The 15,877-nt window shown below is 69.4% G+C and carries 15 protein-coding genes and 3 pseudogenes; 7 read left to right on the forward strand and 11 right to left on the reverse strand.

The window, feature by feature from the left end; genetic code table 11:
• Window positions 1-258 precede the first annotated feature (258 nt).
• Together AC0693_RS34980 and speB are read left to right on the forward strand one after the other, a co-directional pair.
• Window positions 259-1,815, forward strand: a complete 1,557-nt coding sequence (locus AC0693_RS34980) for an acyl-CoA carboxylase subunit beta (protein WP_478804077.1) — start codon at window positions 259-261, stop codon at window positions 1,813-1,815.
• 32 nt (window positions 1,816-1,847) lie between these two features.
• A complete protein-coding gene (gene speB, locus AC0693_RS34985) occupies window positions 1,848-2,882 on the forward strand; it encodes an agmatinase (RefSeq protein ID WP_469320938.1) in 1,035 nt (344 codons plus the stop codon).
• 119 nt (window positions 2,883-3,001) lie between these two features.
• On the opposite strand, the gene AC0693_RS34990 is transcribed toward speB, so the two are convergent.
• The 5 genes and pseudogenes from AC0693_RS34990 to AC0693_RS35010 form a co-directional block, all read right to left on the reverse strand.
• On the reverse strand, window positions 3,002-3,163 hold the full coding sequence (locus tag AC0693_RS34990; protein ID WP_478804078.1) for a hypothetical protein: 162 nt from the start codon (window positions 3,161-3,163) through the stop codon (window positions 3,002-3,004).
• A gap of 155 nt (window positions 3,164-3,318) precedes the next feature.
• Window positions 3,319-3,575 (reverse strand): annotated as a pseudogene (locus AC0693_RS34995) (transposase); the annotation flags it as partial.
• 668 nt (window positions 3,576-4,243) lie between these two features.
• Window positions 4,244-5,203 carry a MerR family transcriptional regulator gene (locus tag AC0693_RS35000; protein ID WP_478804079.1) on the reverse strand — a complete coding sequence of 320 codons (960 nt, stop codon included), beginning with the start codon at window positions 5,201-5,203 and terminating at the stop codon, window positions 4,244-4,246.
• Window positions 5,204-5,330: 127 nt separating this feature from the next.
• The gene (locus AC0693_RS35005; RefSeq protein WP_478804080.1) at window positions 5,331-5,582 is read right to left on the reverse strand and encodes a hypothetical protein; all 252 of its coding nucleotides are present in this window, start codon (window positions 5,580-5,582) and stop codon (window positions 5,331-5,333) included.
• Window positions 5,583-6,289: 707 nt separating this feature from the next.
• Complete coding sequence (locus AC0693_RS35010; RefSeq protein WP_478804081.1) at window positions 6,290-6,478, reverse strand: hypothetical protein; 189 nt, start codon at window positions 6,476-6,478, stop codon at window positions 6,290-6,292.
• A 32-nt stretch (window positions 6,479-6,510) separates the two neighbouring features.
• Between AC0693_RS35010 and AC0693_RS35015 the strand changes: the two genes are divergently transcribed.
• Window positions 6,511-7,359 (forward strand): hypothetical protein, encoded by an 849-nt coding sequence (locus AC0693_RS35015; protein WP_478804082.1) that lies wholly within the window; start codon window positions 6,511-6,513, stop codon window positions 7,357-7,359.
• 237 nt (window positions 7,360-7,596) lie between these two features.
• On the opposite strand, the gene AC0693_RS35020 is transcribed toward AC0693_RS35015, so the two are convergent.
• The gene (locus AC0693_RS35020) at window positions 7,597-7,827 is read right to left on the reverse strand and encodes a hypothetical protein (RefSeq protein WP_356416902.1); all 231 of its coding nucleotides are present in this window, start codon (window positions 7,825-7,827) and stop codon (window positions 7,597-7,599) included.
• A gap of 629 nt (window positions 7,828-8,456) precedes the next feature.
• Between AC0693_RS35020 and AC0693_RS35025 the strand changes: the two genes are divergently transcribed.
• Together AC0693_RS35025 and AC0693_RS35030 are read left to right on the forward strand one after the other, a co-directional pair.
• Window positions 8,457-8,672, forward strand: a complete 216-nt coding sequence (locus AC0693_RS35025) for a hypothetical protein (protein WP_478804083.1) — start codon at window positions 8,457-8,459, stop codon at window positions 8,670-8,672.
• Between the two features lie 200 nt (window positions 8,673-8,872).
• The gene (locus AC0693_RS35030; RefSeq protein ID WP_478804084.1) at window positions 8,873-9,082 is read left to right on the forward strand and encodes a hypothetical protein; all 210 of its coding nucleotides are present in this window, start codon (window positions 8,873-8,875) and stop codon (window positions 9,080-9,082) included.
• A gap of 21 nt (window positions 9,083-9,103) precedes the next feature.
• Here the strand turns inward: AC0693_RS35030 and AC0693_RS35035 are convergent, their stop codons facing one another.
• From AC0693_RS35035 to AC0693_RS35055, 5 genes and pseudogenes are all read right to left on the reverse strand, one after another.
• Entirely contained in the window at window positions 9,104-10,246 is a 1,143-nt protein-coding gene (locus AC0693_RS35035; protein ID WP_478804085.1) for a methyltransferase domain-containing protein, read from the reverse strand.
• 573 nt (window positions 10,247-10,819) lie between these two features.
• Window positions 10,820-11,494, reverse strand: a complete 675-nt coding sequence (locus AC0693_RS35040; RefSeq protein ID WP_356413555.1) for a response regulator transcription factor — start codon at window positions 11,492-11,494, stop codon at window positions 10,820-10,822.
• A complete protein-coding gene (locus AC0693_RS35045) occupies window positions 11,491-12,687 on the reverse strand; it encodes a sensor histidine kinase (protein WP_478804086.1) in 1,197 nt (398 codons plus the stop codon). Before AC0693_RS35045 ends, AC0693_RS35040 begins: the two co-directional genes overlap by 4 nt.
• A gap of 20 nt (window positions 12,688-12,707) precedes the next feature.
• Complete coding sequence (locus AC0693_RS35050; protein WP_478804087.1) at window positions 12,708-13,229, reverse strand: hypothetical protein; 522 nt, start codon at window positions 13,227-13,229, stop codon at window positions 12,708-12,710.
• A 121-nt stretch (window positions 13,230-13,350) separates the two neighbouring features.
• Window positions 13,351-13,623: pseudogene (locus AC0693_RS35055) on the reverse strand (cytidine deaminase); the annotation flags it as partial.
• 26 nt (window positions 13,624-13,649) lie between these two features.
• On the opposite strand from AC0693_RS35055, the pseudogene AC0693_RS35060 reads away from it, so the two are divergent.
• Together AC0693_RS35060 and AC0693_RS35065 are read left to right on the forward strand one after the other, a co-directional pair.
• A pseudogene (locus tag AC0693_RS35060) lies at window positions 13,650-13,817 on the forward strand (NucA/NucB deoxyribonuclease domain-containing protein); the annotation flags it as partial.
• Window positions 13,818-13,834: 17 nt separating this feature from the next.
• Window positions 13,835-14,359: a hypothetical protein gene (locus AC0693_RS35065; protein WP_478804088.1), complete on the forward strand. Its 525-nt coding sequence runs from the start codon at window positions 13,835-13,837 to the stop codon at window positions 14,357-14,359.
• Window positions 14,360-15,877: the final 1,518 nt, after the last annotated feature.

The raw sequence follows: 15,877 nt of genomic DNA on the forward strand, positions 1-15,877 counted from the left end.
TGTCCGTCAGGTTGGATTGCACACTACCAACTCCCGAGAGGGCTTCCTGCTGCCCGCGTTTGGAATTGACGCGGTGCCAACACGCAGGCGGTTTAGTTGTGTCGGGGACGCAACCGGTTCGTCACGATGGGAAACCTCAAGGAAATCTCAAATACATGTGGGGGTCCGGATTCTGTTTCTCAACCTAGGGGTGTCCGGACGGAGGATAGGGGTCGGCGGCAGTGGAGAAGCGCCGACCGCGGCTCGTTCAATGGCAGCGTGACGACGAACCTGACCGGGAAAGTGGCCGAACTGCACTCCCTGCGCGAGCAGGCGCGGCGCGGCCCCAGTGACCGTGCGACCGAGGCGCAGCACGCCAAGGGCAAGCTGACCGCGCGCGAGCGCATCGCGCTGCTGCTCGACGGGGGTTCCTTCAAGGAGGTCGAGCAGCTGCGCCGCCACCGTGCGTCGGGGTTCGGTCTGGAGGCGAAGAAGCCGTACACCGACGGTGTGATCACCGGGTGGGGCACGGTGGAGGGCCGCACGGTCTTCGTCTACGCGCACGACTTCCGCATCTTCGGCGGTGCGCTGGGCGAGGCCCACGCGGCGAAGATCCACAAGATCATGGATATGGCCATCGCGGCCGGGGCCCCGCTGGTGTCGCTGAACGACGGTGCGGGCGCCCGTATCCAGGAGGGCGTCAGCGCGCTCGCCGGCTACGGCGGCATCTTCCAGCGAAACACCAGGGCCTCCGGCGTCATCCCGCAGATCAGCGTGATGCTCGGCCCGTGCGCGGGCGGCGCGGCCTACTCGCCCGCCCTCACCGACTTCGTGTTCATGGTCCGCGAGACCTCGCAGATGTTCATCACCGGCCCGGACGTGGTCCGCGCGGTCACCGGCGAGGAGATCACCCAGAACGGACTCGGCGGCGCGGACGTGCACGCCGAGACCTCCGGCGTCGCGCACTTCGCGTACGACGACGAGGAGACCTGCATCGCCGAGGTCCGCTACCTGATCTCGATGCTGCCCTCCAACAACCGGGAGAACCCTCCGTACTTCCCCGGATCAGACCGGGCCGACCGGCGGTGCGAGGAACTGCTCTCGCTCGTCCCCGTCGACGGCAACCGCCCGTACGACATGCTCAAGGTGATCGAGGAGCTCGTCGACGACGGCGACGTCCTGGAGGTCCACGAACGCTGGGCCCGCAACATCATCTGCGCCCTGGCCCGGCTCGACGGCCGGGTCGTCGGCATCGTCGCGAACCAGCCCGGTCACCTCGCCGGCGTCCTCGACATCGAGGCCTCCGAGAAGGCCGCGCGCTTCGTCCAGATGTGCGACGCCTTCAACATCCCGATCGTCACGCTGCTGGACGTCCCCGGCTTCCTGCCGGGCGTCGACCAGGAGCACGGCGGGATCATCCGCCACGGCGCGAAGCTCCTGTACGCGTACTGCAACGCCACGGTCCCGCGGATCTCGCTCATCCTGCGCAAGGCCTACGGCGGCGCGTACATCGTCATGGACTCCCAGTCGATCGGCGCCGACCTCACCTACGCCTGGCCCACCAACGAGATCGCCGTCATGGGCGCCGAGGGCGCCGCCAACGTCATCTTCCGCAAGCAGATCGCCGACGCCGAGGACCCCGAGGCGATGCGCGCCCGGATGGTCAAGGAGTACAAGGCCGAGCTGATGCACCCGTACTACGCGGCGGAGCGCGGTCTCGTGGACGACGTCATCGACCCCGCCGAGACCCGCGCGACGCTCATCAGCGCGCTGGCGATGCTCCGCAACAAGCACGCCGACCTGCCGTCCCGCAAGCACGGCAACCCCCCGCAGTGACACGAAGCCCCCGAAAGGCCGCTGAACACATCATGACCGCGCAACCGAACGGCGTGACCCCGCCCGTGCCGTCGTCCGTGACCCCGCCTGTGAGCCCGTCCGTGGCCCCGCCCGTGCCGCCGACGGAGACCGACCGGACCCTGCACTTCGCCGGTTTGGCCACCTTCGGCCGCATCCCCCGCCTCGACCAGGTGGACAAGGCGGACATCGCCGTGGTCGGAGTCCCCTTCGACGGGGGCGTCACCTATCGCCCGGGCGCCCGCTTCGGCAGCAACGCCATCCGCGAGGCCTCCCGCACCTTGCGCCCCTACAACCCGGCGCAGGACGTCTACCCCTTCCACTACAGCCAGGTCGCGGACGCGGGAGACATCAGCGCCAACCCCTTCAACGCGGCCGAGGCGGTGGAGACCATCGAGGCCGCCGCCGACGAACTGCTCTCCGGCGGGGCCCGGCTGATGACGCTCGGCGGCGACCACACCATCGCGCTGCCGCTGCTGCGCTCGGTCGCCAAGAAGCACGGCCCGGTCGCGGTCCTGCACTTCGACGCGCACCTGGACACCTGGGACGACTACTTCGGCCAGCAGTACACGCACGGGATGCCCTTCCGCCGGGCCGTGGAGGAGGGTGTCATCGACACCTCGGCCCTCTGCCACGTGGGCACCCGGGGCCCGATCTACGGCAAGAAGGACCTCGACGACGACGCCAAGCTCGGCTTCGGCATCGTCACCTCGGCCGATGTGATGCGGCGCGGGGTCGACGAGATCGCGCAGCAGCTGCGCGAGCGCGTGGGTGACCGGCCGCTCTACATCTCCATCGACATCGACGTGCTGGACCCGGCCCACGCCCCCGGCACCGGCACCCCGGAGGCCGGCGGCATGACCTCCCGGGAACTGCTGGAGATCCTGCGGGGCCTGGCCGACTGCCAGTTGGTCTCCGCCGACATCGTGGAGGTCGCGCCGGCCTACGACCACGCCGGTATCACCTCGGTGGCGGCCTCGCACGCCGCCTATGAGCTGATCACGATCATGTCCAAGCAGATCGCCCCGGTCCGATGGGGCATGGCGTAGTCGGCGCCGCGGTGGTGGGGGCCGGAGCGTGCGGACGCCGCCCACGCGCCCCGCACTGCGGCGGCCGCCCGATCACCCCCCCGGGGCTTCCCCCATGAAGTGGGGCACGCGGTTATTGGTCACGCGGCGAGTGTGAGTTCAGCGGCGTGGTGTCGGCGTTCGTAGGCGTCGGCGCTGAGGTGGCCGTCGGCGACGTGCCGGCGGCGGGTGTTGTAGCGGGTCGGCCAAGCGAAGACCGTTCTTCTGCAGGTGGCGGCGTCACCGTAGTCGTGGGCGCCCATAGGCGCGGTTACCTGTCGGGGCAGCAAGCGAATGAGCTGGCGGGTGCCCGGACCGGGTGTCGCGCGGGCGGTGCCGTGGTTGCTTTCGTCTCCAGGCTGAGCAGATGGATCAGTGCCTGCTTCAGGTCGCGCCCCGGGTGCGCCGGGTCGGCGGCCCGGTTGAAGCACCGTTCCACGACGTTGCGGCGCTTGTAGACATCGCGGGCGAAGGCCGGCGGGCGGCCGCCGAGGCTGCCGCGCCGGGCCCGGTTGCGATCTGGTCCTTCCGTTCCGGGATGGTGTGGCTGATGCCCCGGCACCGCAGCCAGGTCCGGATCGCTTTCGAGCTGTAGCCCTTGTCACCGAGGACGTGATCGGGCCTGGTTCTGGGGCGGCCCGGGCCGATCCGGGGCACGCGTATCGCGTCCATCACGGCGGTGAAGTCGGTGGAACGGCAAGGTTGGGGTGCTCGGTCCCTGAGACCGACGGCCATGTCGTCGAGATCGATCAATACCGTTCCCCGGGGGAGCTCAGCGATCTCCTTGTCGGCCTCGCCAACGCCGTACGATTCGCACCTGAACGTTGGCATCAGCCCGCGGCACGGTGACGATCCGCCCAGCGCTGATGGCTATGGCCAGGCGTTTGCCTGTCCTGCCCTGCGGTGTACAGCAGCCTGCGGGACCGGAATTGGTATGACTACGATCCGCACGGCGGCCGTCTCGTGCGCCACCGTGCACCGCGAACCACTTCAGGCAGCCATCCACGGAACACGGCAGGCGTGGGGGGCCATTCCCTCGGGACACAAAGTCTTGATCACTGTCTTGCGGATCGCACGCCATGTCCGCAGGGAACACACCAAGCGGACGCGCAGTTCAATCAGTTGCCGTGAGCCGCTGCTCCGAGCAGGATGTTCCACGGCCCACTGTTCCGCCAGAGAGTCGTACACGTCATCAGTCGACAGCTCGCTCCCGGGCAAAGTTTGTGCGACGGTCTCACTGATGATCCGGGCGCTCCGAGAGCCCACAGCGTCCTCAACGAGTTTCTTGACCCATGCCAGCCCCTGCTCGTCCGTGTACAAGCCGAACCTCAGGTCGCGCGTCCTCATCGCATCAGTCCTTTGTGATGGTTGTCAGCGCTCTTGGCGAAGACGGCGGTGAACCAGGAGTAGACGGGAGCGAGCGTTGGTGGTGCGGGCCATCCATTGATCGCTGCCAGGAGCTGCCAGTAGCGCTCGGCGTGGGGGTCGGCTGTTGTCTGCAGGCGGGCGAGGAGCCAGCGGCGCAGACTGCCTTCGTCGGCACGCTCGAATGCCTCGGCGTAGAGGCCGCCCAGCGAGTCGGTAAGGGACGCACCGTTGGCGGATGCGGGCAGGAGGCCGGCGGATGCGGCCTCGTCGATTCGTTCACGCATCGCCTGGTTGAGAGCGTCGTGCAGAGTGCTGACGTCCTGCTGGGAAGGCTCTTCCGCCTGGTCCTCAGCTGTGCGGCGTATCGAGACACGGAAGTCTGCGTCCTGGCAGAGTCCGGCGAGTTCAACCCAGGCCTCGACCTGTTCGGGCGTGGGATCGTCGGGGAGTTCGGGCATGGAAGATCGCATCAAGGCCACGAACTCGGGATTGGCGTGAAGGCCTTTGAAGGCGTCGTCGATGAATCCGGATACCAGTCGGCGTCGTTCCGCCTGAGAGAGCGTGGCAAGTCGGTGCATGAGGTCCATCTCCATGGTCGTGGGGCCGCGTCTGGCGACCGCGCGGAGTACTGCCCGGCGCAGGCGGAGAGTCTGGATCTGCACGTCCAAGGCGTTGGCGTGTGCTTCCGTGACTTCCGGTATGGACGCCTCCCGGTCCAGCACCTTGCGCACGGTCGCCAGATCGAGCCCGAGATCGCGCAGCGTGCGGGCCAGGGCCAGGCGCGCGAGTGCATCGAGGCCGTAGAGCCGGTAACCCGCCGGGCTCCGGTCGGTTGGCGGGACGATGCCCTTGTCGGAATAGAACCGGATGGTCTTCACCGTCAGGCCGGTCCGGCGGGATAGCTCTCCGATGGAATAGAGCGTGTCGCTGTCCATGCCCCCAGCTTGATGTCTCCCCCCACGGGAGACGCAACCGGGGCCCAAAAATCCCTGCGGGACTGCGGGCTCTGTGCAGGTGCCCAGAGAGCACGTGCCAAGGACCGACCGACATCGTCACGAGGAGTTACTGAAGCAGGATCATTTTGCGGAGTAGTTCGAAGCCGGCTAGGCCGGGTAGCTGGCTGGCGGCGACTGCGTCGATCCAGGTGGGGAGTGTGGAGCCGAGGCGGTCGGTGAGCATCTTGCCGAAGTCGCGTACGTGTCCGGCGGTCTTGTCCAGTTCGGGGCAGCGGGCCAGGACCTCCTTCAGGCCGGCCCGGTCTTCCTCGTTCAGGGTCGTGGGGTGGCGGGTGAGCCAGCCGGTAACCTGCCGCACCGTCGGCGGCTGGGGCGGGGTTCCGGGCGGAACCCCGCGCAAGGTGGCGATATGCGCGCGGACCATGCCGTAGGTGACGGGGGCTCGCTCGGCAGCCAGCCCGCCGTGCAGTCGGGTGACGCTGGTGCATCCTTCGGTGAATCGCTAGTCAAGGTAGGGCTTTTAGGGGTCCAGCCTGCTGGACCGGGGCCGGTTCTCGCGGAAGGTGTCCTGCCAGCGTGCGGCGTTCGCGTACCGGAACACGGTGTTGAGACCCCAGCCCAGGTACCGGGCAATCGCCCGGCGTGAGTGGCCTTGGACAAGGAGCTCGTGGACCAAGGCGTGCGCCGCCTTCTTCCGTTCGGCCCGCCGGCCGACGGGCGCAGGCACTCGCGGTGGGCGGCGACGCAGGTCTCAACGGCTCGGTCCCGGCAAATGATCTCCACGCCTGGGTGCTGGATCAGCCAGGCGGCCAGCGGCCCGGCCTCGCGGGTCGGGAGCACAACGACCACGCGATGGTCTTCGACGCTGGTCAAGACGGTGGAGTAGGTCCGGCCGCGACGGAGGGCGAAGTCGTCGACGCACAGCACCCGTGGCGTGCTGAACCGTGGATCGGGCAATGCCTACGGCACCGCGCTCAACGTCAGCGAGACCAACCCGGCCCACGTCACCAGCTGCGACCAGTATGGGTTACCGCTCGTCAGCACCATCGCCCCGGGGAACCCCGGCTACGAGGACATGGTCGAGATCCTGAAGGACAACGGCCACGACACCCGCCCCGAGGGATACGGGCTGATCTTCCTGGAGTCCGAGGAGTTCAGCGCGACGTACTTCGGGTCGATTGCACAGATCGAGCAGTACCAGCGCGAGGACGCCGACGGCGGCAGCGCGACCTTCGACGCCTCACAGGGCGTCATGTACGCCCAGTGGTCCCACGGCAAGGGCAGGGATGACTTCCTCCCCCCCCGTCTTCTGGAACGTGAAGGCGCGCGGTGGGATCGCAGGCGGCGTCGGAATCGTCACCGCCGCGGTGCCCCTCGACGTCCGCCCGGCCTACGGCCGTCCCCGCAACGGCAGCCGGGGCCGGGCCGCCGCGTTCCGGGACGCCGCCCACGCTGTTCGCCCCGAGGCGTTCGGCTGGGGCGGCCCCGACCACGACGACGCGTGGGACGTCGACCACAAGAAGCTGCTGGAGATGGCCGACGAGGAGGAGACCGGCGTCGGGGACCTGCGCACCGCCGACCACGTCCGCGCCGCCCTGGCCCGCGTCCGGGCGTGGGCCGACCAGCTCGACGACCACGCCCGCCAGGAAGCCGGGGACCTCGGCGTCACCGACCCGACCGCCGACACGCTGCGCGCGCTCCTCGACGGGCCCCGCCACGGCGAGGACCCGATCTGGATCCGCCCTCGGCCGCCGGGCCCGTGCGGCCGCCCGACGAAGGAGACAACCCCCGTGAGCACCGACGACTTGAGCAAGTGGCCCCGCCTCCTGGTCACCGGCGCCCCGGTGACCCCCGACCAGGCCGACGACATCCTGGTCCGCACCGCCAACCCGTACCTACTCGACGGCAACGACCAGAGCTGGACGCTGGAGGTGTACCGCGTGGTCGGCCTCGCCCCCGGCCGGTACGGCAACGCCAGCGCCCAGAGCATCCGCGACGTCGTCGCCGAACCGGACATGGTGCAGCTGTCGCTGCTCTACACCTCGCGGATCGCCTCCCACTGGATCGGCGGCCCGCACGGCTGGTGCGACTGGGACGGCACGATCGGCTGCTCGACCTACGACATCGGGAAGTGACCCGACGGCGAGACGGTCCTCGCCGAATGGGAACTGATCGCCATCCAGTTCCCCTTCCTCGACCTGACCGCCCAGCTCCTCGCCGACGAAGGCGCCGGGCCGGTCGTCGGCGCCCTCGACATGGCCGGCATTGCGAATAGCTCCCGGCCGGGCCTACGGGCTCCTTGGAACCTGGATCAGGGAACGCCCCTGTGGCAGTTCGGGCGTTCCCTGACCGTTCATTTACTGAACGTGACGTCAGCCGCCGACGTGGTAGCCGTCGTACTTGCCACCCACGCAGGCGAGGAAGATGTAGCGGAAGACGATCTGGCCGCCACCGTCTACACACTTCTGCGGGCTCACGTACTGAATGCCGACCGGGGCGGCAGTGGGGGTGCCGGCGGCGGAGGCAACTCCGGTACCGGCAGCGCCGAGGCCCAGGGTGAGGGCCGATCCCAGCATGGCGAGAGAGACCAGGCGTCGTCGCATCAATTTGCTCCATTGTGAGAGGGGTTGTGAACGAAGAGAACGTAGCGACGGAGGTGGTGCGGTGGATAGGTTTGGGCGGTTTACCGGGGTTGTTCAGGGGGGTGCTGGGGTCGGGTAGGGGGTCCGCGCCGGCCCTCTCTTGGCGCCGCACGCGGTCAAGCGGGGCGTGCCACCGCGCACGCTCATGTGCGCGGTGTTCACGTGGACGTGGACGTTGACGTGCAGGCGCGGGGGCAAGCGCGACCCCGGCCGGCCCGAAGCACGCCTGACGGTGCCGCCAGGGATGGCCATCTCGGCGGCGGTGAGGCCTTCCAGGGCCTGGCGCTGGACGGATCTCGGGAGGAACCGCCCGCGTTTCACCGTGGTGGCGCGTCCAGGGCGGACACGCCGCCGAGGAGCCTCCCATCACCCAACCGGCCGAACTCGAAGAGGAGGACTTCCTGCGGACGGTCCTTCCGCCTGGTGGGGAGCGCGGGGTCACCGTCCAGCGGCTCGAAAGTGCCATCGAACGGGTCCGGGCGGCACGGGCCGCACTGCGCTGAACCCCCTACCATCCCTCGGCACCGCGGGGGGTGCACCCGCTCCCCGCGCGGCGCCCGCGCACATCCCGACCCCGGAAGGCCCCGCAGATGACCCTGACCGACGCCCCCGCAGACCCCGCCGAGACCGACCCGAAGCCGCTGCCCCCGTACTCAGTCCCCGAACCCGTGTGCGCGAAGTGCGCCCCCCCGGAGGCGTACACCTTCTACCGGCCCGCCCGCCACCGTGCTCGCGACGAGTTCAACGGCCGCGCAGCGCAGAGGCCCGCTCCCCGAACGCCTCGAGCCGAGCTGCGGACGCTGTGACTTCCAGTGGGACGAGGCCCTGGCCCCCGCCACGGAGCCCGCGCCGCGGCCCGCCACGACCGGGGACCTCGCCTACGCCATCCAGCAATGCCTGCCCTACCCGGTCCACCCCCAGGCCACCGAGCACGCCGCGCGCAAGCTGGCGGAAGCCCTGCGCGCGAAAGTCCGCACCGACCACCCCATGTGGGCCCAACCGTCAGGTGGAGATCCCCGAAGGCGTCCGCCTCGTGTTGCTGGTCTCCGACGGAGTCTCGGGCCAGGTCGATCAGCACACGGCCGAGGCGCTGTGCCGCCGGCACGGGGTTCACGCGCAGGCCCTGGCCGACGCGCTCGTCACCGTCGCCGACGCTGACGGCGAGGGATATCGCGACGACGCCACCGTTTTCGCACTGTTGCGCTGTACTGGCTGAGGGATCCGGTCCTTCGTCCTCTCAGCCGGCTCGAAGGTGGGATGGTGGGGTCAGGATGGTGTTGGGGTGGTCGAGCCAGAGGTGCTGGCCGTCGCGGTCGACGGTGAGGCCTGCCCGGTCGCGGCTGGGGCTGCCGAGGCGGGACCACCACTGGTGGGCGGTGGCGGCTTCGTCCCACAGCCTGCGTGGCCCGAACTGGTCGACTTCGAACTCCGTGCCGGTGGGTGTGTACTCGACGGTCGCCCAAGAAGCCCGGTCGTCGGCGAGGATCCACAAGGTGGCTTCCCCGCTGCCGTCGTCGGCTTCCGCGAGCAGGTACCAGGCATCCGGCAGGGCCAGCCCCACGAAGAACAGCGCGGCCGCGTTCTCGGTGAACGCCCGCGGGCAGATACGGGTGCGGCCGGGAGTGCCGGCGTCGTTGTGCCGGTAGAAATCGGAGAGGTACCCGCGGTGGGGTCGCCCGGTCCGGGTCCGCATGAACGCCGGCCACCCCGTGAACCGGCCCGCGGCCCGGCCGCCGTCGACGTCCAGGACAGCGTAGGAGTGGGAGAAGAAGCTGCCGCCCCACGGGGCCACGATCCGCCCCTGGGGGATCTGCTCGACCCAGGCGTAAGGGATCTCGGGGACGGTGTAGGTGGCGATCAGGCGGTCGTAGGGCGCACGCCCGGGCCACCCCAGCCCGGCATCCGCGACCGCCAGGTACGGCGCGTATCCCGCCGCCGTCAGATTCTTCCCCGCCTGCGCCACCAGCCCACCGTCGATGTCGACGGACGTGACGTTCTCCGCGCCCAGGCGGTGGGAGAGCCAGGCCGCGTTGTAACCGGTCCCGGTCCCGGCCTCCAGGACCCGCTGGCCGGGGCGGACATCGAGCAAGGCAAGCATCTCCAGCATCACCGTCGGCATCGAACTCGACGACGTCGGCAACCGGTACGCACCCTCGGCCACCGCAAGCCCGTCGTTGACCTGGGTCGTGACCGGCACGTCGTCATAGACGGCCTGCGCCCACCCGGCCGGGTCCTTCGACCGGGAGAGCACCCTGTCGCCGACTTCGATCCGGTCCGGGATGAAGAGCTCCCGCGGCACAGCGCGCACCGCCTCCGCCCACGCCTCGTCGAGAGAGCCTTTGGCCCTGAGGATCCGGACCAGCTCGTCAGGGGAGGACACCGGCTACTTCTTCGGAGGGTTGCTCACCGGCTTGTTCCACTGCCCGTCCGACTCCTTCGGAGACTGCTGCTTGTCACCCTCGCTGCCGCCCTTGCCGTCACCGTGCTTGCCCACCGGACCGCCTCCTTCACCCATGGCTGGAAGCCGTAGTCTCTCGGACACGGAACGTGAAGCAAAGGCGGCAATCAACCGTCCACCTCCGTCAACACCGAATCCGACGGCTCGCTCGGACACTGGCCACGGCCGACGTGCTCATCACCGCTGGTGCCGCTGACGACGAGGCGTGCCGCGACGATGCCACCGTCATCGCACTGCCTAACCGCGGGGTGAGGGCGGCTGGATCTCTGGCCGTAGCTGCCGCGTCGCAGCTGGTGCGTGGATGGTCCTACAGCCGGGCTTGCGTGCTGAAGTGGCTCCGGATCCGGATGCAGAACGCGGTCAGCTGTGGGTCCGGACGCAGGTGGTGGTCCTGTGGTCCTGTGCGAAGACGATCTCCAGCCAGGTGGCCTTGCGGCGGGCGAGGATGCCGGGGACCCAGGACTCGAGTTCGCCGACGGTGTTTCAAAAGTCCCGTCAGGCCAGGCCCGCCTCGATGGCCCGGCGGACGGCGGCCGCCCGGTCGCGGATGTCCGCTTTGGCGAACAGGTTGTTGATGTGGGTCTTGACGGTGGCCTCGCTGATGAAGAGCTTCTCGGCGATGCCCCGGTTGGGCAGGCCCTGACCGATCAGCGCGAGCACCTCGCGCTCGCGGGGCGTGAGGTCCCCGGGCAGGGCGGGTGCCGGCTCGGGGGCCTTCGTCGCCGTGGTCCTCGCGGTGGCGAGCAGCCGGTCCTGCACCTCGCGGTCGAGCACGGACTGCCCGGCGGCGGCGGCCCGGATGGCCCGGGTGATGTCCTGGCGTCCGGCGTTCTTGGTCAGGTACCCGCGGGCTCCCGCGCCCAGCGCGCCCAGGATCGACTCGTCGTCGGCGAAGGTGGTGAGCACGACCACCGCCACCTGCGGGTACTGCTCGGTCAGTCGGCGGGTCGTCTCGATCCCGTCCATGACGGGCATCCTCAGATCCATCAGCACGACGTCCACCGGCCCGGCAGCGAGCGCCGTCAGCACCTCGGTCCCGTCCGCCGCGGCCGCGACGACCTCGATGTCCTCGGCCAGTCCGAGCACCGCGGCGAGCGGCTCCCGGACGGCTGCCTGGTCGTCGGCGACGACCACCCTCAACTTCTGCTGCATCTCGGTCCGTTCGCTCATCCGGGGATCACTGCCTCCACGTGCCAGCCGCCCCGGTCCGGCCCTTCGGTGACCGGACCCGCGGTGACGGCGCCGTCCAGCAGCGCGACGCGTTCGCGCATTCCGATCAGCCCCATTCCACTGCCGAGCCCCGCGTTCACCTCGCGGGTGCCAGGGCGGTTGCGGATGCTCAGTGTCGTCGATGCGGCGCCGAACGTCAGCTCCACCCCGACGGCGCCCCCGGGCGCGTGCCGAGCGGCGTTGGTCAGTGCCTCCTGGGCGATGCGCAGCAGGTTCTGGGTCACCCGGGCCGGGAGTTCGCGGACCGCACCGGTGACGGTGAGGGCGTCGCGGTGGCCCGACGATTCGACCATCGCGGTCAGGCTCTCCACGAGCGGCAGCGCGTCCTCGCGCAGCTCGTGCACGGTCCACTGCGCCTGCCTGAGGCTCTCCTTGACCAGGGCGTGGGCCTTGACGTTGGCCTCCCGGACCTTCTCCAGGTCACCCGTGTCGATCAGCGCGTCGGCCAGTTCCAGCTGCATGTTGATCCCGGCCAGCGAGTGCGCCAGTACGTCGTGCACGTCCCGGGCGATCCGGCCGCGTTCGGTCAGCACGGCCGTCCGAGCCTCGGCCCGGGCGGCGCGTTCGGCCGACTCGGACGCCGCGATCACCGCCAGCACGGCCTGGCGCTGGCTGCGGTTGAGGATGCCGACCAGGACCGGTGTGCCGGCGGCGAGACCCAGTGTCCACGGCAACTGCTGGTGCCCCGGCGCCCCCAGGTCGAGGTACATGACCCCCGCGCAGAGCAGGCTGCAGAACGCCGCAAGGGCCAGGGCCCACCTGGTCTCCAGCCGGTATCCGATGTGACCGGCGAGGAAGAAGGCGAAGAGGTACCCCGTTCCGCTGCCGCTGACGCCGATCAGAGCGGCCGAGGCGATGACACCGGCGGTCAGCCACACGGGGGCGAACCGCTGGGTCGTGGCGTTCTCGGGCAGCCCCCGGGCCAGCAGCGCGGCCGTGCAGAGCGCGAAGAGGGCCGCGACGGCCAGACCCCGGCCGGTGAAGCCCATCGGCCGGATCGTCACCACTGCGACGACGATGACCGCCAGGGTCAGCGCCCACCGCACCCGCGGGTCCTGTCCGGGCACCGGACGTGGGGCCGCCCCCGGGGACGGTGCCTTCCCGGGGGGCGGAGTGCTCGTGGTCGTGGGCATGCTCGGAACGTACTGCACGGTCAGGCCGTGCGGTCGAGGACGCGTACGGGGCTCGCCACCGCGCGGGTCCGGCTCCGGATGAAGATCGTCGCCAGTCGCGTGACCACCTCGGTGAGGGCCATCAGGACGAACGCCGCCACCCATGCCTTGTCGCTGGTGATCTGGTGGGTGACGCTGAACCGGGCGACATCGGCGGCGCCGCCGTGCTGGACCCACAGCTGGAAGCCCATCCGGGCGCCCATGCCCACGACCCACAGCACCGCCGACACCACGCCGGCCTTGATCAGGATGTGCTCACCGACGGTTCGGATCCGGGTGTAGACGCCGCCCGCGATGCCGAGCGCGGCGCCCACGGCCACCAGGGCCGCGATCAGCACCAGGTCGTTGCCCGCGGTGGGAATGGTGTCGAGGTACGAGTACGCCACGAAGGACACGATCCCCAGCGGGATCAGGAAGGACTTCAGGTCGAGCCGTCCCTCCCGGAGCTGCCGGAAGACGATCAGGAGGAGGGCGATGTCGGTGATCCACTCGGTCGTTGTCATGCCCCCAATGCTGCTGCGGAACGGCTCGCGGCACCTGGACCCAAGGGTGGAAACGAGGGTGGAGACGGGGCGGAGACGGAGGGTGGAGACCGAGGTGGAAACGGGGGTTGAGTGCCACCGCTCACTCGGTGGGCTGGTCGCCCCAGACGTAGGCGTGGGGCAGGAGGTCGGTGATCGCGACGCTGCGGACGCCGTCGGCCACCGGGAGGAGGACGCGGATGCCCGGGTGGTAGTCCAGCAGGACCTGGCGGTCCCGGCTGCACGGCGCGAGCACGCCGCGCCCCCTGTCACCGACGGCGACGATCACCGCCAGGTCGCGTGCTCCGGCGGCCCGGGCGTGCCCGAGCGCGACCAGCTCGGCGCACGGTCCGCCGGTGAAGTGATAGAGGTTGATGCCACCGAACGCTCCGGTGCGACGGGTACCCCTTCGCTTCCACCAAAGAAGGCGCTGCCGCCCCGGGAAACAGGTTCTCCGCCCGGCTCATCGACGGAACTGACAATGAGACGGGCGGCCGCAAGCTCAACGAAATGTTCACCCTGAACCGCATCCTCGACGGAGACGCGTTCTACGTGAAGATCACTCCCTGAGCAGCGACGGAGCCCTCGTGTCCCTCATCACCGAGTACAGCACCACCGCCCGACCCGACCGCAGGATCGTGGAGGTCTACGACGCCGACGCCTACCTCGGCGACGACGAGGCGTTGCAGCGGTCAAGGACCCAGGTAGTCGCCGGAAACGGATATCACCTCTACCTGCACAGCCTGCAACCCGACATCGAAGTACGGGTCACCATCAGGGTCTGGGACACCCCCCAGAAGCCCCCGGCAGACGCTGAGGGCACAGTCCCTGTCTCCCTCGAATCAGAGACAGGCCAACTCGTCGTCAACCAGCTCACTTTCGGGCCCGCAGGCATGATGGACCTGCCCCGACCCGGCGTCTACGACGGGCACGCGGCATGGAACGGACGAGACGCCACAGCCTCCTACTACGGCACGTGCCTCCAGCGCGCTGCCGATCAGCAGTGGGGCGCGGAACAGATCGGAGCAGCGTGGAACCAGTGCCCGATGGCTGAGCAGTACACCCTCGACCTCTGGTTCGTAAGGGAATCCGAGCCCGAGGGCGAGGAATAGCCTTCGGGGCGGCTCCCCAGGCATGGGGCCCGTGCCTTCCATCCACCGCAGTGACAGAGTCCTTGTCTCATATCGCCTGCTCTGCCCCGTCGGCCTCGGGGCCGGCTGCTATTTCGGACCAGACCGGCTTGGTGTCTGTATGCGGGTGCCGGTGTGGACGGTCATGCATGTCGGCTCTGTCGGGGATCTTGTGATGCTCTGTAGAGGCAGGGACAGTGGGTCACTTTGCTACCTGTCCTGTCGGTGTAACGGCTCAAGGCGCAGAAGCTCTTCGGCGGAACAGCCAGAGTCGAGGTCCTCTACCAGACACAGATTGAGTCCGTGCTCGTCTCGCCGAACCTGCACTGACAGAAGGCAGGAGTCCTTCGGGTCGTCGATGCGCACAGAGATGGTGTCGCCGCTGGTGAACGTGTCATCGGCGAACATAAAACCGGCTGACCGAGGCCCTGGGTGTCCCGCTGCCGCTGCGCCATTCGAGGGTGACCGCTGCCGCGGTCGGTCACCCTCGTCAGTGCCGGCCTGCTGGTCGGCCTCGGAGGCGACGTTAAGTTCCCCGACGTGCACCCGGACCAAGTGGCCGCGCTGCACCGTCGTCGGGATCTGCCCGATCTCCTGGACCGGCATGTGCCGCTGGGCCCGGATCGGGCGGCGGTGCGGTCGGGGGTGCGGCGAACGGACTTCGACCTGGTGGCGAGGTGGCTGGGGTGGCTGTCGCCAGTGGGCCAGGTGACCGTCGACTAGAAGTCGCACGGCGGCCTGACGTCGGTGGACCTCTACTCCGCCGAGGACATCGCCCTGCTGCCCGTGGCGCACCCCGAGGTGGACTGGCGGGCGCTGCGCACCGTCGCGGCGGGCCGCAGCTCACCCCGCTCGCCGCCCTCACGCCGGTGGCGCCGGATAAGGACACGGTGCTGCTGGCAGAGGTAGCGCGCGGATGGCGGGGGTGAGTCCGCGGGCCGTGGCGGTGTGGCGCCGCCGCCTGCCCGCCTTCCACGCCCCGGTCGGCGCCAGCGTGGACCGCTCCGCCTTCGACCGGCGGGCAGTGGTGGCCTGGCTGCTGGCCCAAAGCAATCCCGAACCCCATCATCCGCCCCCGGAGCACGTCCGCGCGCCGGGCGGCGCTGGCGCGATATGCACATCCTCTCGTGCTACGTGCGCCCCTTCCTTGCGGGTTGACCCGCTGGATCCGGCGGAGTGACTTTGGAGTTGCTCAGAACAGACCACGTCATAGGAGCAAAAACGGTTCACCCCGCCGCTGGCAGTATTTCCCCTTGCCCTCAGTAACGTCGCGTGCGGCCACGTCACGATGTGGCGGCTCATCACCTGGCCCGACGCACGCCGAAACGTCCTCCGTGCCGCACAGTGCACGCCCCACGAACCTTGGCCAGCCCATGCAAGGCCCTGTGCAGGGACAGCCGTGAGCCTCAGCCGATCTTGCGGGACAGACAGCTGGAGGGGGGAGGACACGATCTACGTATCTCTGGTGTCCAAAAGCCGGGCTCAAGTCCCAGCTGGACC

The sequence above is a fragment of the Streptomyces sp. NPDC043876 genome, from assembly GCF_056435825.1.